Raw genomic sequence first — 19029 nt, forward strand, 5'->3', positions numbered from 1 at the left:
GCCAGGTCGCCCAGCTCGGTCGGGCAAACGAAGGTGAAGTCAGCCGGGTAGAAGAAGACCACGGACCACTTGCCTTTCAGGTCAGCGTCAGACACCTGAACGAATTTACCATTGTGGTAGGCGGTAGCATTGAACGGCTTGATTTCAGTGTTGATGTAGGTAGACATGTAATTGCTCCTTGGTGATGTACATATGCCGGTCTGGTGTTGAAGAGTCTGCCAGACGAGGCGCTTAACTTTCGATGGATTCATCATAGGGGCTTCCACTAATCGAGAAAAGCCGCAATTTTGAATCGCTTAAATCTACTTATTAGATAGCTCACTATGGCTGTACCTAACATGAATATCTCAGGCCTACTGAGATAACTCCTTGTCGTGGTTCAATATCTGTGCGCTACATCGCCTTTTCAAGGCATGGGAAGAGGTGTGCAGAGCCACGATAACGCGATGAGATAAACGGTGGTGCAAACATATAGAGCAAACAGGTGGCGAGGAGGTTGAGACCGTTCCTCGCAGCGATGGGGGATGTGCTGACAAGGGGGAGAGCAGAAAACGCGGATAAAAAAATCCCGGCGCTATCGCAACGACAGGGCCGGGTCATCAAACAAGGAATGGCTATATAAACAAATGCTTTACAGCAAAGACTAACTACGGGGTGTGCAAACTTGCAGACATATGAGAGGAAGATAATGGGTGCACAATCCCTCGTCTTCCCCTCGGCAACTATTGCATGGGAGGGATAATAGTGTGACGCAGATCACAAGGCAAGTGTTTGTTGTAATTTTTCAATCAAAATGAAAGTGTTTCATCATTTCAGCTTATTTAGACGGCTGAAAACGCTTTTATTGTAATTTAATTACAACTTGATCTATCAAAAGTCGGTAGGTGGTTCCTGCTCTTCCATCAATTCCAGCAGGTTGATGGCCACGGCAATAAAGTCCGACTCGGTGACAATACCGATTAGCTTGCGTCCTTTGAGTACCGGCAGGCAGCCATATCTGTGGCGCTGCAGGTAAAGTGCTGCCTCCTTGATGCCGGCGTGAGGATCTACGCTCGCCACTTGCCGTGTCATGATCTCGTCGAGTTGCACGCTGTCGGTAAATTCGGCTTCCCGCTCCGGGCTGATGAGCAGCAGCTTGGATTCCCGGGTGGCCAGGATATCGGTGAGAGTTACCAACCCCAGCAGGTGATGCTGCTCGTCGACGATGGGAATGTGGCGGATTCGCTCCTGCTGCATCAGGTCCATCGCCTGTTTGACACTGTTTGACGGACCCAGAGTGAAGGGGTGTTCGGTCATGATTTCGGATAGGGTCATCATGGTGGGCCTCCTTGTGTATCTGCTTTCACCCTAGCCCAGCGCCCATTGGCAAAACATGATCAGGGTCAATACAGAACATTAAAGAATCATTAACCGGATGTGTGTCTCAATATTGCTCGCTACCCCTTGTCTCTCTTGGGTTTTTGGTCTTTTGGGTTGCCTTGGAAGATGGGGATAACTAGACTAGCCGCCGATTCCCCCCGAGGTGAAAGATGCAAGTATCCGATTTTCATTTTGATCTGCCAGACGAGCTGATTGCCCGCTATCCGATGGCAGAGCGTACTGCCAGCCGCCTGTTGCAGCTCGATGGTCAGACTGGCGCCCTGCGCCACGGTCAATTTGTGGATGTGCTGGATCAGCTCAATCCGGGTGACCTGCTGGTATTCAATAACACCCGTGTCATTCCGGCTCGCATGTTTGGCCAGAAGGCCAGCGGCGGCAAGCTGGAGGTACTGGTCGAGCGCATTCTGGACGAGCACAGCGTGCTGGCCCATGTCCGGGCCTCCAAGGCGCCCAAGCCCGGCACCCGGATGATCATGGATGGTGGTGTGGAGGCAGAGATGCGCGCCCGCCACGACGCCCTGTTCGAGATCCACTTCCTCGACCCGCGTCCGGTGCTGGAGATTTTGGAGGCCATCGGCCACATGCCGCTGCCCCCCTATATCGACCGCCCCGACGAGGATGCCGACAAGGAGCGCTACCAGACCGTTTACAATCAAAAGCCGGGCGCTGTCGCTGCGCCGACCGCCGGCCTGCACTTTGATGAGCCGCTGCTTGAGAAAATTCGGGCCAAAGGGGTTGAAACGGCCTTCGTCACCCTGCATGTAGGGGCGGGCACCTTTCAGCCGGTGCGGGTAGATAAGATTGAAGATCACCACATGCACTCCGAGTATGCGGAAGTGCCGCAAGAGGTGGTGGATGCCATCGCGGCCACCCGTGCCCGTGGTGGCCGGGTGATTGCGGTCGGTACTACTTCGGTCCGTTCGCTGGAGAGCGCGGCCAAGGTCACCCTGGCGCAGGGCAAACCGCTGGCGCCCTTTTTTAGTGACACCGATATCTTCATCTTCCCTGGTTACCAGTTCCAGATTGTCGATGCCATGGTCACCAACTTCCATCTGCCGGAGTCGACCCTGATCATGCTGGTCAGCGCCTTCGCCGGTTATGACAACGTGATGGCGGCCTATCAGGCAGCCGTGGTCGGACAGTACCGTTTCTTCAGCTACGGGGATGCCATGTTCGTCACCCGTCGCCAGGTTGAAGCATAAGCTTCAGCTTATTTACCGGGCCGTGAGCGGCCCTCCTATAGTCAGACTGTTTATCTGACGCAGCCGAGGTAGCAATGAAATTTGAACTGAAAACCACCGACGGCCGTGCCCGTCGCGGTCAACTGGTCTTCGAACGTGGTGTGGTACAAACGCCGGCCTTTATGCCGGTCGGGACGTACGGCACCGTCAAGGGGATGACCCCGGAAGAAGTGCGTGAAACCGGCGCCCAGATCCTGCTGGGTAACACCTTCCACCTCTGGCTGCGTCCGGGTCAGGAAGTGATGCGTGCCCACGGCGATCTGCACGATTTCATGAACTGGCAGGGCCCGATCCTGACCGACTCCGGTGGTTTCCAGGTGTTCAGCCTGGGCCATATTCGCAAGATCACCGAAGCGGGCGTCCACTTCCGTCACCCCATCAATGGCGAGAAGATCTTCCTTGACCCCGAGAAGTCCATGGAGATCCAGTACGATCTGGGCTCCGACATCGTGATGATCTTCGACGAGTGCACCCCGTACCCGGCTACTTATGAAGAAGCGCGCAAGTCCATGGAGATGTCCCTGCGCTGGGGCAAGCGCTCCCGCGACAAGTTTGATGCACTGGGTAACAAGAACGCCCTGTTCGGCATCATTCAGGGCTCGGTCTACGAAGATCTGCGGGATGTCTCCCTAAAGGGGCTGCTGGAGATCGGTTTCGACGGTTATGCGGTCGGTGGTCTGGCCGTGGGTGAACCCAAAGAGGACATGCACCGCATCCTCGAGCACGTCTGCCCGAAAATTCCAGCCGACAAGCCGCGTTACCTGATGGGGGTCGGCAAGCCGGAGGATCTGGTGGAAGGGGTGCGCCGTGGTATCGACATGTTCGACTGCGTCATGCCGACCCGCAACGCCCGCAACGGCCACCTGTTCACCACCGATGGTGTGGTGAAGATCCGCAACGCCCAACATCGCAACGACACCAGTACCCTGGATGCCGAGTGTGATTGCTACACCTGCAAGAACTACAGCCGCAGCTACCTGCACCATCTGGACAAGTGCAACGAGATCCTCGGTGCCCGTCTGAATACGATTCATAACCTGCGTTATTACCAGCGTGTGATGCAGGGTTTGCGGGACGCGATCGAGCAGGGTAAATTAGACGACTTTGTAACAGAGTTTTACCGTCGGCAAGGGAAGCCTGTGCCTCCGTTAGCTGAAAATGACGTTAAATAACAACAACATATAATTTTTTTAAATCTACATCAATAAGAGGTTGTTAAATGAGCATTATCTCCAAGGCGTATGCAGAAGGCGCAGCACCGGGTGCACAGGGTGGTGGTATGGAAATGATCATCATGCTGGCCGTATTCGGCCTGATCTTCTACTTCATGATCTATCGTCCCCAGGCCAAGCGTGCCAAGGATCACCGCAATCTGATGAGCTCATTGTCCAAGGGTGATGAAGTGCTCACTTCCGGTGGCCTGGTTGGCAAAATTGCCAAAGTGGCTGCAGACAGCGATTACCTGGTGATCGCCCTGAACGACCAGACTCAAGTCACCATCAAAAAGGACTTCGTCTCTGCCGTTCTGCCCAAGGGTTCTATCCAGTCCCTTTAATCTCCCAAGGAGCACAGCGTGTTGAATCGCTATCCGCTGTGGAAATACCTGATGGTGATCCTGGTGATCGCCATCGGTTTTCTATATGCAGCCCCCAATCTTTACGGCGAAGATCCGGCTTTGCAGGTTTCTGCCAGCCGTGGTGCCGAAGTCAAGCTAGATACTCTTGATCTGGTGAAAGAGACCCTTGAAGCGGCCAAGATCCCGGTCAAACATGCTGCATTCGAGCACGGTTTTATCCTGATCCGTTTCAAGAACACCGAAGACCAGCTGAAGGCGCGCGATATCGTTGCCAACAAGCTGGGCGACAACTTCATTACCGCACTCAACCTGGCACCTTCCACTCCCGCCTGGCTCGAAGCCATCGGTGCGGCGCCTCTGAAGCTGGGTCTTGATCTGCGCGGTGGTGTGCACTTCCTGATGGAAGTGGACATGGCCGAAGCACTGACCAAGCAGCAAGAGCAGATGGTGCAGGATTTCCGCTCCGAGCTGCGCACCCAGAAGATCCGTTACTCCGGCGTACGCCGGGTCGGTGATCAGGTGCAGGTGATCTTCCGTGACGAAGCCGATCAGGAACGCGCCGTTTCTCATCTGCGTCGTCAGAACCCTGATTTGACTTTCACTACCGAGCAGAAGGGGGATGAGTTCATCCTGCTGGCTGGTCTGAGCGAAGCCAAGATCAAGGAGGTGAAGAAGTACGCCCTCGAGCAGAACATCACCATCATCCGTAACCGGGTCAACGAACTGGGTGTGGCCGAGCCGCTGGTACAACAGCAGGGCGCCGAACGCATTGTCGTTGAACTGCCCGGTATTCAGGATACCGCTCGTGCCAAGGAGATCCTCGGTGCGACCGCGACCCTGGAGTTCCACATGGTGGATGAGGCGGCTGATATTCAGGCGGCTGCTGAAGGGCGAGTTCCCCCCAGTTCCAAGGTTTATACCGATCGCAATGGTCGTCCGGTGGTACTGCACAAGCGAGTGATCCTGACCGGTGACCACATCGTGGGTGCCCAGTCCGGTTTCGACGAGTACAGCCGTCCCCAGGTCAACATCAAGCTGGATGGCCAGGGTGGCAACAAGATGGCCAACTTTACCAAGGACAACGTCGGTAAAGGGATGGCGACCGTCTTCATCGAGTACAAGCCGGTCGGTCAGCCTGGTCCGGATGGCAAGCGCAAGTTCCGCAAGCAGGAGGAGGTGATCAACGTCGCCACCATCCAGTCGCGCCTTGGCAGCCAGTTCCGCATCACAGGTATCGACAACGCCAACGAAGCCCACAACCTGGCGCTGTTGCTGCGTGCCGGTGCCCTGATCGCCCCGATCCAGATCGTGGAAGAGCGCACCATTGGCCCGAGCCTGGGTCAACAGAACATCGACAGCGGTATGGAAGCCATCGGCTGGGCCATGCTGGTGATCGTGCTGTTCATGGGGATCTACTACCGCGCGTTCGGCTGGGTCGCCAACTTGGCGCTCTGCATGAACCTGGTGTTGATTGTCGGCATCATGTCGATGATCCCTGGGGCCACCATGACATTGCCGGGTATCGCCGGTATCGTCTTGACGCTGGGTATGGCGGTGGATGCCAACGTACTGATCTACGAGCGTATTCGTGAAGAGATCCGCAACGGTCGCGGTGTTCAGCAAGCCATCCATCTGGGCTTTGATCGGGCATTCTCCACCATCGCCGACTCCAACGTGACCTCGCTGATCACTTGCGTGATCCTGTTCGGTATCGGTACTGGCGCCATCAAGGGCTTTGCCCTGACGCTGGGCATTGGTCTGACCGCCTCCATGTTTACTGCCATCACAGTTTCCCGTGCCATTATCAACCTGGCTTGGGGTGGACGGCGTATCGACAAGCTGCCCATCTGAGGATAGAGAAATGTTTCAGATTCTACATTTTGAAAAACCGATCCCGTTTATGCGCTATGCCAAGCCGGGTGTGGTTTTCTCTTCCGTGCTGATGGTGGTAGCCCTGTTCTTCCTGTTTGATCGGGGGCTGAACTGGGGTCTGGACTTTACTGGTGGTACCACCATCGAGGTGGGATTCCAGCAGTCGGTGAGCCTGGACAAGATCCACGACGTTCTGGAAGAGCAGAAGATTGAAGGAGCCACCCTGCAACACTTTGGCTCCAGCCGTGACGTACTGTTCCGTCTGACCCCTAAAGAGGGGGTCAAGGTCGAGCAGCAGGGTAACGAGGTGCTGGCAGCGGCCAAGCTGCTCGATGAGGGCGCTGTACTCAAACGAGTCGAATTCGTCGGCCCTTCAGTCGGTGACGAGCTTGCTACTGACGGGGCGCTGGCGATGCTGGCCTCCATCATCTGCATCCTGATCTACGTGGCGGTGCGCTTTGAATGGCGTCTGGCCATGGGCGGCATCCTCTCGCTGGTGCATGACGTGGTGATCACCCTGGGCGTCTTTGCCTACTTCCAGTACGAGTTCGACCTGACCGTGCTGGCGGCATTGATGACCCTGGTGGGTTACTCCCTGAACGATACCATAGTGGTGTTCGACCGCTTGCGGGAGAACTTCCGCAAGGTGCGCAAAGGGGATACCGACTACATTCTCGATCTCTCCATGACCGAGACCCTGAGCCGTACCATCATCACCTCCGGGCTCACCTTCGTGGTGGTGCTGGCGCTGCTGCTCAAGGGCGGCGCGCTGATCCACGGTTTTGCCGTGGCCATGGTGATCGGTGTGGCGTTCGGTACCTACTCCTCCATCTATGTGGCGAGTGCGTTTGCCATGTTCCTCGGCGTCAAGCGCGAGCACATGCTGCCCACCCAGGTAGAGAAAGAGGGTGCGGACCAACAGGAAATCCTGCCGTAACAGTGAAGAGCGCCTCATGGCGCTCTTTTCTTATCTCTGCGTGTCGTTTGCTGACGCAGATGATTTCAACAAAAGGAGCTTGCCATGCAACACAATCCCCGTTTTTTGGCGCTGGTTGACGGGATCCGCTCCCGCATCACCGAAACCGATGTTCACCAGATCAAGCGCTGGCAGGACGAAGGGCGCACGTTTCACCTGATCGACGTGCGGGAAGAGAGCGAGTGGGCCAAAGGCCATCTGCCCGGAGCCCAATATCTGGGTCGTGGAGTGATTGAGCGGGATATCGAGACCCTGTTCCCGGATCCCGAGACCACGCTCTATCTCTATTGTGGTGGCGGTTTTCGCTCCGTACTGGCGGCCGACAATTTGCAACAGATGGGTTATCGCAACGTAATCAGTGTTGACGGCGGTTTTCGCGGCTGGCTGGAGGCCGGATACCCTGTCGAATCCTGATTTATTTGATGGAGAGGGGCTCAGCTACATGACAAAGTGGCGGCTGACCTTTACCATATGCGGGGTCAAGCGTAAGCGTCGGAGTGTTCATTGAACGTCAGGAAAGGGATTGGATACCTCCTTGGTATCCTGTTGCTGCTACCCATGTGGGGTTGCAGCAGTAGCAGTCATGTCAACACCCCTAAGGTTCCCAAGGCGCAGCCTGCTTCACTGGTATTGGCGACCCCCCTGCAGGTCTCCTACCAAAGCGAGTTGGCGCTCGCCCGACTCGGGCAGATGCTGAGTGAAATGGAGTTGACCACGGAGCAACGGGCCGAGTTGTTCTATGAACGTGCCGTGGTGTTTGATCGCGTCGGCTTGCGTTCCCTTGCCCGTCTCGATTTCAACAGGGCCCTGCGGGAGAAACCGGATTTCGCTGAAGCCTACAACTTCATCGGTGTCTATCTGGTACAGCAGCAGAACTACGACGAAGCCTATGAGGCATTCGACTCAGCCCTCGAGCTGGCACCCGATTATGACTATGCCTACCTTAACCGCGGTATTGCCCTCTATTACGGTAATCGTCCCGAGCTGGCAGCGGCCGATATGAAGCGTTTCTACGAAGCGCAGCCGGAAGACCCTTATCGGGTGATCTGGCTCTATCTGGCCGAGCAGAAGCTCAATCCCGCTGCGGCCATGAGCCGGATGCGCGAGCGCCTCAACAAGTACGATGACGATGCATGGAACTGGGATCTGGTGCGTCTCTACACCGGTGAGATCAACGCGTCCCAGCTGATGGGCAATGTGGTGAAAGGGGTGAAAGATAACCGGGAGCTGGCCGAGCGCCTGTGTGAAACCTATTTCTATCTGGGCAAGTTCGAGTTGGGCAAAGGCAACCGCAAGGAAGCCATCAGCTACTTCAAGCTGGCGCTCTCCAACAACGTCTATGACTTCATCGAGCACCGCTATGCTCTGCTCGAACTGGAGTTGATGGCGCGCAAACCCTTGCCGCCGGGTGCCCAGAGCAAAGGCGAACAACCCTCCTGAATGGAGATGGCGATTACCCGGTGATAAAAAACCTCGGTATGAGGCTAATGCCAGTCAGTAAAGCCTGACTGGCATTGTTTTTATCTGCTTTTTCACACCCACTCCCGTGGCTTGGCTCCATGTCACAGTGAGCTTCGTGTCGCTAATCCACACAACCCCACCAGTTTTTCCAACTCTGCCGCCAGCCTCTGAATAATGAACGGGCACATCTGATCCATGCAGCTCAACAGATGGATGGGGCCGACTCCGTGTGAAACCCGGTCGGCTCGTCGTATGCCTCCTGATATGGGTGATTCTCTTCCCTATCGCGGTGGGCGACTGGTTGACTATCGCTGCTCTTGTCCGATTCCTGCCGGACTGCCTCTCTCATAATGGGTGAGGCTGACGATAGGGAGTAAATATGCGTGCTGGCCCGTGCTTTTACACTCCGTTACATCTGCTCGTCCTGTGACCGCCCCATAATGGTCCCTGGTCTCCTAACCCTGTTCGATGGGAGGTGGATCAGTAGTCGATAAAGTGGAGATCACGAGCAATTTCCTGTCAGCACGGAGGCCTGGACGACGGATGTCACAGAGCGTATCAAACCAGGTGATCAGACGAATGCTGGGAGCCTGCCAGCAGCAGGGGGGCGATCCCGATGCCATTTTGATGGCGGGCGGCCTCACGTCGTTCGACATCGAGCGGGAGCAGGGCCGGCTGCCGGCCCACAGCCACTACCGGATGCTGCAACTGATGCAGCCCTATCTGGCGAGTTTTCACGAAACCATCCTCTCCTACGACATCGGCCAGCTCTACCAGCACTATCCGCCGCTCATCAGCCTGTGCCTGAACCAGCCCTCGCCGCGGGCGGCGCTCGAGGTGCTGCTGGCCTATCGCCCCATCATCGGCAGTTGTGACGAGCTGCGGGTACGGCGGGGGGCGCAGGCCAGCCAATACCTGTATGTCAATCAGGGGCCTGCCAGCCTGGGGGCGAGTCAGGCCATCCCCAACTTCATCATGCTCTACCGGATTTTGCGGGTCTATCTGGCGGATCCCCGGGTCTCGGTGGGCTTCACGGGGCGGCCGCCACCGCGCCATCAGTTGCTGGACCAGTTCTTCGCCACCCGCTGCCGCTGGGAGCAGGAGGAAAACACCCTGACCATCGACAACGCCCAACTCGACTGTTCCAGCCAGTGCTACAACGAGCCGCTGGGTCATCTGCAATTGGCTCAGCTGGCGCAGATCTGTGCCGACATCGCCGAGCGGGCCCCCTTTGCCTGTCTGGTGGGGGAGCGGATCCGCCACAAGATCCGGGAAGGGGGGCTGGAGAGCGACGAGAGCCTGCTCAAGGAGGTGTGCGCCGCCATGAATGTCAGCCGCTGGACCCTCAATCGCAAATTGCAGGGGGAGGGACGCAGCTTCTCAACCCTGCTCAGGGAGGCGAGGGTGAGCGAAGCCTGCCGCTTGCTGGGGGAGGGTGATCAACCGCTACAGAACATCAGCGATCGGGTCGGCTTCTCGTCCCAGAGCGCCTTCAACCGCTTCTTCAAGGCCAACACCCGGATGACGCCGCTAGCCTATCGCAACGCCCGCCAATAAAAACGGGACCGGTGCAAGGCCGGTCCCGTGGGCGGGTCATTGCTGGGCAATGTTCGGGCAAGGCCGGGCTGGGGGCCCGGCCGTGCCTGCCTTTGTTAGCGGGTGATGGTGGTGACGCTGGCGGGATCCACCCCGGTCGGCAGTGCCAGTGCCCCTGGCGTGGTGTTGCTCACCACGATCTCTTTGCTAACCGTGAAGCTGACCGGCGTGCTGGCGGAGACATCCGACGAGGGGCTGATGTAGGCGCTGTAGCGGCCCGGCTCCACGATCCACTGGTTGCTGGCCTCATCGAAGCTGGCGAGGATGCTGGCCGGAATGGTGAAGCTCAGCTGTTCGCTGGCCCCCGGTGCCAGTTGCGCCGTCTTGGCAAAGGCCTTGAGCTCGATGAGCGGTTTCTTCAGCTTGACCTCGGGGGCGGTCACATAGACCTGGGCCGCCTCCTTGCCTGCCACGGCGCCGGTGTTGGTGATGGTGGCGGTCAGCACCAGGTTGCCGGCGCTGCCGTCCGCTAGGGTATTGCTGGCGATGGCGGGGCTGGTGTAGCTGAAGCTGGTGTAGGAGAGACCGAAGCCGAACGGGTAGGAGACCGCCTGCTCGAAGGTGCTGTAGTAGCGATAGCCCACGTAGATCCCTTCGTTGTAGTAGAGATCGTCCGGTTCGCCGTCCCCGTCGGTGTCCTCGCCCGGGAAGGTGCCGGCGGAGGGAACGCTGGCGTAGCTGTGCGGGAAGCTCTGGGCCAGCTTGCCGCTCGGGTTGACCGCGCCGGAGAGCACGTCCGCCACCGCGTGGCCGGTCTCCTGGCCAGCCATGTAGGCCAGCAGGATGCCATCCACCTTGTCGCTCCACTGGGCGGTATCGATGACGCCGTTGACGTTAAGCACCACCACCACCTTCTTGCCCTGGGCGTGGAAGGCGCTGCTCACCGCGTCGATGAGGGCGCGCTCGTCATCGCCGAGCAGATAGTCCCCCTTGCCACTGCTGCGATCCGCCCCTTCTCCGGCCTGGCGGCCAATGCTGATGACGGCGGCTTGCTGGGTGGCGGCCGCATTGGCGATCAGCGCCGCCAGCTCGCCGCTGATCGGCGCCTCGGCGCAGGTGTAGTAGCCCTTGGCGCCAAATTGCCCCTCGTGATAGACCTTGTTGTTCTCGTAAAAATCGCGGTAGTAGCTCTGCAACGCCTCGTTGACCGGGAAGCGTGCTGCCAGTCCCTGCGCGATGGTGGTGGTGCTGGCGGCGTTCACATCCCCGCTGCCGGTGCCGCCCTTGTAGGTGTTGATCTGATTGATGCCGAAGCTGGCCAGGGTGCTGCTTGCCGCCAGCGGCAGGGCCGCGGCCTCGTTGCGCAGCAGCACCATGCTCTCGGCGCCGGCCTGACGGGCCAGTTTGGCATGGGCGGTCAGATCCGGGCTGTTGCTGATGGCCAACTGGCTGTAAGAGGGGCTCTTCATCACCTGGGTCAGGATGTGGATGGCGGCCTCGTTCACCTTGGCCTCGTCGAGATCGCCGTGCGCGATGGATTGCTGCAACTGCTCCTTGACGTTGCCCGGCTCGATCAAATCTTGCCCCGCCAGCACCTGCTTGTAGGCGTTGTTGGCCACGTCGCCGGCAAACCAGTCGGACATGACTAGGCCGTCAAACTTCCACTCGCCGCGCAGCAGGTCGGTCACCGCATCCCTGCGCTCGTTGACATAGGTGCCGTTGACCTTGTTGTAGGAGGTCATCACCGCCCAGGGCTGGGCCTCGTCTACCGCTATCTGGAAGCCGCGCAGGTAGATCTCGCGGAAGGTTCTCGGTTCACCGATGTCGTTGATCTGGTTGCGGTTGGTCTCGGAGTTGTTGCCGAAGTAGTGCTTGATGGTGGTGCCCACCCCGTTGCTCTCCACCCCGTTGACCATGGCTGCGCCGATTTTGCCGGTCAGCAGGGGATCTTCCGAGTAGTACTCGAAGTTGCGGCCATTGAGCGGGTTGCGCTGGATGTTCATGCCCGGAGCCAGCAGGATGTCGACCCCGTACTGGCGCACCTCGTCCCCCATGGCCTCGCCGACGGCCTTGACCAGCTTGACGTCCCAGCTGGAGGCGAGCAGAGAGCCGATGGGCCAGGCGGTGGCATAGTAGCTGGCGCTGTCACCGTCGCGGTTGGCGTTGATCCGCACCCCGGCCGGCCCGTCCGCCAGTTTGAGGGCCGGAATGTCGATGCCGTCCGCGCTGCGCAGTACGCCGTTGATGTAACCCGCCACGCCGGGCACGTCCTGTTTGACGTTGATGGCGCCGTTGGCACTGCCGTAACCGGGGCCGGAGAGCAGGTCCAGCTTCTCGCTCAGGGTCAGCTTGGCCACCATGGCCTCGGCCTGGCCGCGGTAATAGGCATCGTCCTTGACCAGGGGATCCGAGTCATTCTGGTTGCAACCGACCAGCAGGCCGGCCAGCGCCAGGCTGACACCCAGTGAAACCGCTTTCAATTTTGTGGTGATAGGCATGAAGACGTCCTCGTAACTGTCTGAATAAAAATACAAAGGAGATATCGACACCGGGCGCAAGGCATCCGCCCGGGCTGGGCCGCTCTGCTGGCGGCTGCCATTGGATATCGCAAGGAAGGCCAAACGGGCCCGTGGGCCGGCGTTTGGCTGCAGGCAGGTTAACAAGCCGGGCGATGGCTGCCTTGCCCCGGGGGAGCGAGAAATGTGCCGGCGGGAGCAAGGGGGCCGAGTTGTGAGCAAGGTCGCATCGAAAGGCGGTGCCAAAGCAAAGATGGGGGTGGCAAGAGGGGAAAGGGCAGGGGAGAAGGAGGGAAAACGGATGGCCTGACGGCCAATGAGGATGGCTGCGATCAACACGCGAGGGGGCCGGCGGCCCCCTCGAAGATCAGCTGATATGCCCGGGCAATGGCCCGGGACGGCTCACTTGGGCTGTTTGAGGGCCCCGGCGAGTTCAATCTGCACCTTGACCCCCTCCTGCTTGAGCGCCGTGGCGACGGCGTTCAGATCGGTGCCCGGCTTGGCTTCCAGCAGGGCGATGCCGCCGCTGCTCTGCTTGAAGCGCAGGCCGTGCCGGCTGGCCAGCGCGCTGGCCTGGTTGTCATCGGCTTCCACCAGCAGGGTGCCGCTGACGGTGAGCTCGGGGCTGGCGGCCCCCTGCATCAGCACATCGCCACGGTGCAGGGTCTGCAGCGGTTCCTTGCCATCGAGACTGCGGGTGGTTCGCGACTTGCTGCCATGGTCGGGGATGAGGTAAGTCTGGCCATTTACCTCTATAGTGCGGTACTGCTTGCCCTCCAGAGTCACGGCTTCTGCCGCCACAGCATTAAGGGCGAGGGGGGCCAACAGGCTGGCCAGCAGTAAGGTAACCGGTTTGTTCATGATAAAACTCCTCGCTTGTTAGCTGTGGTTGGCGTCGTGACCCAGGATCCGCAAGGACCACTCGATCAGCTTGCCTGGCTGGCGGTTGTTGCGCTCGGTCAGGGTGGTGTGCTCACGGGTCTCGCGATTGAGCAGAGAGACCTGACGGGTACCGTTGGCAACGTCGGTTACCTCCAGTCGCCATGTGCCTTGCGCCGGTTCACCATAAAACTTGTGGGAGAGCAGGCGCATGTCACGCAAGCCCTTGGTACGCACATAACCCAGTTTTTGCAGATCGAGCGACTGGCCAACCAGGCTGTTGAGCGGGTTCAGCAGTATGCTGCGGGTGCCGGCGGGGGAGACCAGTTCGATCAGCAGATCGGGCAGACGCAGGTGATCCAGACTGACCGTGACCTGTACCGCTTCGACCGTCAGCGGGGTCGCTACTGTGGCGGTCGAACTGGTCGGGCTATTGCCCACATCGGCAATGGCGGCAGAGGCGCGATCCACCGGTTTGACCTTCTGCCATGGCAACTGTACCAGTGGCGGCAGTGGCTGGTGAGTGATCGCCAGCTCGAGAGCCTTGTTGATATCGATCAGGCCAAAGCCATAGGTGGGACTGAACCACATGCCGGCGGCATTCCGTTCCCACCCTTCCAGTCCCTTGACCTCACGGCGTTTTCCGGTGCTGCTGGTGTAGCTCACCATGACCGGAGGATGCGCAGCATCAACCCGGGTAGCGCTGCGTGCCAGCAGATCCCGCAGATCCCGCACCGACAGATCGGGATAGGCAGACATCAGCAGCGCCATGGCGCCAGCGGTGCTCGGGGTCGCCGAAGAGGTGCCGTTCATCACACCGTTGTAGTCACAGCTGGCATCCAGTTGCGGGTTGTCGTGCAGCCGGTTGGTGCTGGGATCGTCGGTGCGGTTGTAACCCATGTCGCAGCCGGGCAGATCCGTGGTCACCATCGCCGGAGAGTCGGTACCGTATTCGCCGCCGGTCGCGCTCAGGAAGATGTTGCTGCCGACGCTGGAGTAGGAGGATCTGACGCCATCGGCGTTGAGCGCGCTCACCACCAGGTTCCAGAAGTTGCTGTTGGAGGGATCGAGGTTGCTGTTTTCAAACGGCAATTTGGGGCCATTGCCGGTGCGGTTAAGCACATAGCCGCCCGCCGCTATCTTGTTGAAGCCGTTGCCGGCGGCCTTGATATAGGCCGCGCCCTGCGCCTTGAGGGTCTGCTGTTCAAACAGACGATCAAGCTGGGATTGATCCAGAGAGTTGGCAGAGCGGGGATCCACCACACTCATGCCGTAGCTCTGGTTGAACACCCGGTTGTCGCGACTGGCATCGCTGTCGCCAAGGGCGTAGAGCCAATCCTTCTGCAACTGCTGGCTGTTGTCATCCAGCAGGTTGAATCCCTGCAGCTGGGCTCGCGGGGCTATCCCCTTGGTACCGATGGCGTTGTCTACCGCCGCAATAATGCCGGAGACCGAGGTGCCGTGGGCCGTATCCGGATCGGTCGGTGTCGGGTCATCGCTGCCGGTTACCACGTTTTTCGAACCCGGACGCACGTTCTCCGCCAGATCCGGGTGGGCGATGGCCAGACCATCATCCACCACGGCCACATTGACTCCCTGGCCCAGCACGCCGGTGCGATGAGCCCACCAGAGGTTGAGATCATTGCCCGCTATACCGCCACGGGCGCTGAATCCATCCTGGCCGCTGTTGAGCAGATACCACTGCTGATCCTGCAGGGGATTGGTACCTGGCAGGCAGCGCTCGGTGCTGCTGCGTCCGATATCCATGCCGCTCTCCTTGCCGGTGAGCGGCGCACAACCTTCATTTGCCTGAACGAGCGCACTGGGCAGGGTCGACAGCAATGCTGTGATCGCCAGTGCTAACGATGTTTGCTTCATTATTTTTTTAACTCCATCTTGGATCGCACCATCCTGAGTGCGACGGAAATCTATACACGGGTGGTAGGGGTTCAAAAAGAGCCATTTTCAAAAAACGCAATGAGGTTCAAAGAAATCCGATCTGATTTATGGTAGGTATTCCAATGACGCTGGTTATGTGTTCTATTGAGAATGGTTCTCACCGCTCACTACTGATCTTTTTATCTGTAATTCACTCTCTCGTGACTCTCCTTCGCCGCAGCCATCTTGATTCGGGGTAATCCTGAAGGGAGCTCGTGCGCTCTTGAACGTGAGTGGCATGGTTGTATGTGCCAACGTGAGTGCGGCTATGCATTGGGGGGTGACAGCAAGGGTGATGAGGTGGGACCAGAGGTTTATTGCTTGGCGGTAGTGGATGGCTCTGTTATGGTAATTTAAATAGCCGTTTAGATGGCTAGATTGCTGCGGTTTAAGGGGCTTAATCTCTGAGAGCCACCCCGCCGCAGTCCCATAGCTTGATGCGTACCTGACAGGGAGTCCCTATGCCGTTTCGTTCCTTCTTATCTTCTCCTTTGACTGCTTCCTTGCGCGCCACTGCTGGCGCCAGCACCTTTATTGCCGCGATGGCGGTCGGGAGCCTCTCTTTTTCCGCGGTTGCCGCCGATGCGCCCTTGCCGACCAAACAGGAGATCGTGATTGGTACTACGGTGGGGGATTTCGCCGACATGGTAACCGACTCCATCAAGCCGCAGCTGGAGGCCAAGGGGTACAAGGTCAAGCTGGTGGAGTTCACCGACTATGTGACCCCCAATATTGCTCTGGCTGACGGATCACTGGATGTGAACTGCTTCCAGCACAAACCCTATCTGGAGAGTTTTGCCAAAGATCGCGACTTGTCGCTGGCGCCCATTACCCAGGTGCCAACCGGCCCTATGGGGCTCTATTCCGGCAAGCTGGCGGCACTCGACAAGGTGAAAAAGGGGAGCACGGTGGCCATCCCCAACGATCCCACCAATCAGGCCAGGGCGCTGTTGATGCTGCAGGATCTTGGTTGGCTCACTCTCAAGGAGGGGATAAACCCGCTCAAGGCGAGCGAGTTTGATGTGGTGAACAATCCGCACAATCTCAAGCTGGTGTTGCTGGAGGCGGCGCAACTGCCACGCTCGCGCGAGGATGTGGATTTCTCGGTGATCAACGGTAATTTTGCCGCCTCCAGCGGTATCCCGTTTAGTGAAGGACTGTTTCTGGAGCGCAGCTACGATTTCATCAACTGGGTGGTGGTGAAAAGCGCAGATGCGGATCAGCCGTTTGCCAAAGATGTGGCGGCGGCCTACAACTCGGCGGCTTTCAAAGCCTATGCAGCCAAGCGTTTCGTCGGCTACAAGTACCCGCAAGGGTGGGGCGGCTAACTGTCGTGAACGTGGCCCGGCTATACAACGAAAAACGCCCCGAATTCGGGGCGTTTTTTATGGTATCAAGCCATTAACGGGCGCTTCACTGGTTGCGATAGAAGCGGTTCAGCTCGTTCATCACCTGGATCATGGCGCCCATATCCGGGGTGCCGTGCTTGATCGGGCGATAGCTGTTGCGCTCCAGCAGTTCGAAGTCACCCTGCTTGTTGAAGTGGGTGATGGTGTCCCCTTCATAGATGGCGAAGTCGTTCTGATCCCCGGCCAGCAGCCAGTTGCGCGGGCTGGTATCAAACAGCGAGCGGCCAACGCTGTAATCGCGCGCCGGATTGCGCACGCCCAGCATCCCCTGCATCAGGGTCGGCGCCAGATCGAAATGGCTGCTCGGTTGTTCCCGAACGTCACTGCCGCGCCCCGGCCAGGCCAGTACCAGCGGTACCTGCACCTGATAGGGTGAGTAGTTGCTGCCTGCGCCCCAGCTGTTGCTGCGGGTGTCGTTGAACTCCTGACCGTGGTTGGAGGTGATGACGACGATGGTGTTGCTGTCCATCCCCTGCGACTGCAATTTGGTCAGCATCTGCTCAAGCAACTGGTCGGTATAGAAGACCGAGTTCTTGTAGCGGTTTTCCAGTTTTTGCAGGTTCTCCGCCCGATAGGCGGTCGCCGGATTGAAGTTGGCGAGCTCCGGTTGGAACGGCCCCTTCATGGTGGCGGGCAATTGGTAGTCGCCGGGGCTCGAGAGATAGACCAGCGAGAACCAGGGACGCTCGGGAGAGCGCTTCTCCAGCCACTGTTGCCAGTCGGTCAGCAGCTTGCCATCGTCACTCTGTTCGGAGACAAACACCTGTTTGCGTAGACCGGCGAGGATGCTCTTGCGATACTTCTGGGCATCTTCCATCGCGCCGAACAGCCCGAACTGGTAATCCTGGCGCAGCATCTCGTCGAACAGCACCGGCGGACGCTTGTCGCTGCTGATGTCCTTGTAGTAGTGACCGGGCAACCCGTAGAAGAGGCTGAACATGCCCATCAGGTCGTCGTTGCCGCCACTCAGGTGATTGCGGAACGTCAGATGCTGATCCGCATAGCGCTGCAGATTGGGCATGTTGATGTTGTTGAGCATGTCAAAGCGCAGCGAATCGACCACCACAATCAGCAGATTGTTGTGAGTCAGGGGGGCGTTGACGTTGAGCGGGCGCAGCGGATAGTGCATCCGGCTGTCGCTGTTATCCCCCTGGGAAGCAGCCTGCTTCTCGTACTGATCCAGATCCAGCCAGCCATGTTTGGCCAGGAAGGAGCGGGCCGTCATAGGGTAGGAGAGGGGGAAGTTGGCTCTCTGCATGGTGATCGGCTGATAGAGGGTCGCATCGGCCCAGCTGTTGACCACGTGGGTCAGAATAAAGCAGATCAGCAGGGCCAGTCCCACCTGATTGCCGTACTGGCGGCGCTTGCGCTTGTTGATCTTGCGCCAGACATAGGCCGACAGCAGCAGTTGCAGCAGGAAGATGGTGGGCACGGCAACGAAGATGATGCTCCAGATTGAGCCCTCTTCGGTTTGCGCCTGATCCAGCAGCAACTGCCATACCTGACTGTTGAGGTGGAACTTGAACAGCCGGAATACCTGGGTGTCGATTAGCAGCAGCACCAGCGCCAGGGTGGCGATGATGGCCGAGATGAAACGCAGCGGTTTCTCTTTGGGCAGCAGGAAGCTGAGTGGGAAGATCGTCAACAGGTAAGTGACAAAACTTAAAAAAGAGAAGTGGCCAATCCAGCTTACAACGAGATAGACCACGCCAAGCGTGGTCGACGGCCAGTTGATGGCACCCAGATAGCGGGTGGCAATCAGCATGGCCAGAATGATGTTGAAGAAGGAGAACCAATGCCCCCAGGTGATCAGGCGAGAGACATTATCACGATAGGGGTTACCGGTTTCGACCATAGTGATCCATCTGCGTTGAGAAACGTCAAATCAACAGAGTCGCAGGACTCAGTGTGTGTCATGGCGGTTATCGACCGATGCGGTCAGGGCCTGGACAAACTTTTCTGTGATGGCCTGGCGTTGTGCCGGAGCCATACCATTGATGATATTGGTGGTCAGGTTGCCGAGCACCATCAGACTGAGATCCACCGGCGCTTTATGCTTTTCCAGGGCGGTGATCAGGTCGTTCATCAGGGCGTCAAACTGCTCGTTATTGTACTTTGATACGATGGGCATAATCTTCAGTTCATCTCGGTTCAAAGCGCCTTATAATACTTCACCCTTTCGGCTAACACTATGGCTTTGTGACATGAGTCTCGATATCGACAAGATCATTCTTCACTCCCTGCG

16 protein-coding genes are annotated in these 19029 nt (G+C 58.3%); 9 read left to right on the forward strand and 7 right to left on the reverse strand.

Annotated elements, in window-relative coordinates:
* Together G5358_RS14765 and G5358_RS14770 are read right to left on the reverse strand one after the other, a co-directional pair.
* Positions 1-167, reverse strand: a 167-nt coding sequence (locus tag G5358_RS14765; protein WP_421324356.1) for a redoxin domain-containing protein, incomplete at its 3' end; no start/stop codon positions are given.
* Positions 168-870: 703 nt separating this feature from the next.
* Positions 871-1317: a CBS domain-containing protein gene (locus G5358_RS14770; protein WP_013723842.1), complete on the reverse strand. Its 447-nt coding sequence runs from the start codon at positions 1315-1317 to the stop codon at positions 871-873.
* A 212-nt stretch (positions 1318-1529) separates the two neighbouring features.
* On the opposite strand from G5358_RS14770, the gene queA reads away from it, so the two are divergent.
* From queA to G5358_RS14810, 8 genes are all read left to right on the forward strand, one after another.
* Positions 1530-2582 carry a tRNA preQ1(34) S-adenosylmethionine ribosyltransferase-isomerase QueA gene (queA, locus tag G5358_RS14775; RefSeq protein ID WP_042056163.1) on the forward strand — a complete coding sequence of 351 codons (1053 nt, stop codon included), beginning with the start codon at positions 1530-1532 and terminating at the stop codon, positions 2580-2582.
* Between the two features lie 74 nt (positions 2583-2656).
* On the forward strand, positions 2657-3793 hold the full coding sequence (gene tgt / locus G5358_RS14780; RefSeq protein ID WP_005337329.1) for a tRNA guanosine(34) transglycosylase Tgt: 1137 nt from the start codon (positions 2657-2659) through the stop codon (positions 3791-3793).
* A 47-nt stretch (positions 3794-3840) separates the two neighbouring features.
* Positions 3841-4176 (forward strand): preprotein translocase subunit YajC, encoded by a 336-nt coding sequence (yajC, locus tag G5358_RS14785; protein WP_005337327.1) that lies wholly within the window; start codon positions 3841-3843, stop codon positions 4174-4176.
* An 18-nt stretch (positions 4177-4194) separates the two neighbouring features.
* The gene (gene secD, locus G5358_RS14790) at positions 4195-6048 is read left to right on the forward strand and encodes a protein translocase subunit SecD (RefSeq protein ID WP_216953338.1); all 1854 of its coding nucleotides are present in this window, start codon (positions 4195-4197) and stop codon (positions 6046-6048) included.
* 10 nt (positions 6049-6058) lie between these two features.
* Entirely contained in the window at positions 6059-7006 is a 948-nt protein-coding gene (secF, locus tag G5358_RS14795) for a protein translocase subunit SecF (protein WP_005344682.1), read from the forward strand.
* A gap of 84 nt (positions 7007-7090) precedes the next feature.
* Positions 7091-7459 carry a rhodanese-like domain-containing protein gene (locus tag G5358_RS14800; protein ID WP_005344690.1) on the forward strand — a complete coding sequence of 123 codons (369 nt, stop codon included), beginning with the start codon at positions 7091-7093 and terminating at the stop codon, positions 7457-7459.
* 90 nt (positions 7460-7549) lie between these two features.
* Positions 7550-8485 carry a lipoprotein NlpI gene (nlpI, locus tag G5358_RS14805; protein WP_005344691.1) on the forward strand — a complete coding sequence of 312 codons (936 nt, stop codon included), beginning with the start codon at positions 7550-7552 and terminating at the stop codon, positions 8483-8485.
* Between the two features lie 600 nt (positions 8486-9085).
* Positions 9086-10063 carry a helix-turn-helix domain-containing protein gene (locus tag G5358_RS14810; RefSeq protein ID WP_421209120.1) on the forward strand — a complete coding sequence of 326 codons (978 nt, stop codon included), beginning with the start codon at positions 9086-9088 and terminating at the stop codon, positions 10061-10063.
* A 95-nt stretch (positions 10064-10158) separates the two neighbouring features.
* Here the strand turns inward: G5358_RS14810 and G5358_RS14815 are convergent, their stop codons facing one another.
* The 3 genes from G5358_RS14815 to G5358_RS14825 form a co-directional block, all read right to left on the reverse strand.
* Positions 10159-12540 carry a beta-glucosidase gene (locus G5358_RS14815; RefSeq protein ID WP_421255185.1) on the reverse strand — a complete coding sequence of 794 codons (2382 nt, stop codon included), beginning with the start codon at positions 12538-12540 and terminating at the stop codon, positions 10159-10161.
* Between the two features lie 420 nt (positions 12541-12960).
* Positions 12961-13422 (reverse strand): serine protease chaperone, encoded by a 462-nt coding sequence (locus G5358_RS14820; RefSeq protein WP_216980322.1) that lies wholly within the window; start codon positions 13420-13422, stop codon positions 12961-12963.
* Between the two features lie 15 nt (positions 13423-13437).
* On the reverse strand, positions 13438-15315 hold the full coding sequence (locus tag G5358_RS14825; protein ID WP_421324353.1) for a S8 family serine peptidase: 1878 nt from the start codon (positions 15313-15315) through the stop codon (positions 13438-13440).
* A gap of 602 nt (positions 15316-15917) precedes the next feature.
* On the opposite strand from G5358_RS14825, the gene G5358_RS14830 reads away from it, so the two are divergent.
* A complete protein-coding gene (locus G5358_RS14830) occupies positions 15918-16703 on the forward strand; it encodes a MetQ/NlpA family ABC transporter substrate-binding protein (RefSeq protein WP_421249512.1) in 786 nt (261 codons plus the stop codon).
* Positions 16704-16788: 85 nt separating this feature from the next.
* Here the strand turns inward: G5358_RS14830 and G5358_RS14835 are convergent, their stop codons facing one another.
* Both G5358_RS14835 and G5358_RS14840 read right to left on the reverse strand, forming a co-directional pair.
* Positions 16789-18639, reverse strand: coding sequence for a DUF3413 domain-containing protein (locus G5358_RS14835; RefSeq protein ID WP_421324354.1), 1851 nt, complete (start codon positions 18637-18639; stop codon positions 16789-16791).
* Positions 18640-18687: 48 nt separating this feature from the next.
* A complete protein-coding gene (locus G5358_RS14840; RefSeq protein WP_005344699.1) occupies positions 18688-18915 on the reverse strand; it encodes a YejL family protein in 228 nt (75 codons plus the stop codon).
* Between the last annotated feature and the right edge of the window lie 114 nt (positions 18916-19029).

It is taken from the genome of Aeromonas sp. 604176 (assembly GCF_049170755.1).
Classification (GTDB): Bacteria; Pseudomonadota; Gammaproteobacteria; order Enterobacterales; family Aeromonadaceae; genus Aeromonas; species Aeromonas veronii_A.

Bases quoted from the DNA above. Each gene is read 5' to 3' on its own strand.
- G5358_RS14815 (WP_421255185.1), bottom strand. From the start codon at position 12,540: ATGCCTATCACCACAAAATTGAAAGCGGTTTCACTGGGTGTCAGCCTG.
- G5358_RS14835 (WP_421324354.1), bottom strand. From the start codon at position 18,639: ATGGTCGAAACCGGTAACCCCTATCGTGATAATGTCTCTCGCCTGATC.
- secF (WP_005344682.1), top strand. From the start codon at position 6,059: ATGTTTCAGATTCTACATTTTGAAAAACCGATCCCGTTTATGCGCTAT.
- G5358_RS14810 (WP_421209120.1), top strand. From the start codon at position 9,086: ATGCTGGGAGCCTGCCAGCAGCAGGGGGGCGATCCCGATGCCATTTTG.
- G5358_RS14840 (WP_005344699.1), bottom strand. From the start codon at position 18,915: ATGCCCATCGTATCAAAGTACAATAACGAGCAGTTTGACGCCCTGATG.
- tgt (WP_005337329.1), top strand. From the start codon at position 2,657: ATGAAATTTGAACTGAAAACCACCGACGGCCGTGCCCGTCGCGGTCAA.
- yajC (WP_005337327.1), top strand. From the start codon at position 3,841: ATGAGCATTATCTCCAAGGCGTATGCAGAAGGCGCAGCACCGGGTGCA.
- G5358_RS14825 (WP_421324353.1), bottom strand. From the start codon at position 15,315: ATGAAGCAAACATCGTTAGCACTGGCGATCACAGCATTGCTGTCGACC.
- G5358_RS14770 (WP_013723842.1), bottom strand. From the start codon at position 1,317: ATGATGACCCTATCCGAAATCATGACCGAACACCCCTTCACTCTGGGT.
- G5358_RS14800 (WP_005344690.1), top strand. From the start codon at position 7,091: ATGCAACACAATCCCCGTTTTTTGGCGCTGGTTGACGGGATCCGCTCC.
- G5358_RS14830 (WP_421249512.1), top strand. From the start codon at position 15,918: ATGGCGGTCGGGAGCCTCTCTTTTTCCGCGGTTGCCGCCGATGCGCCC.
- queA (WP_042056163.1), top strand. From the start codon at position 1,530: ATGCAAGTATCCGATTTTCATTTTGATCTGCCAGACGAGCTGATTGCC.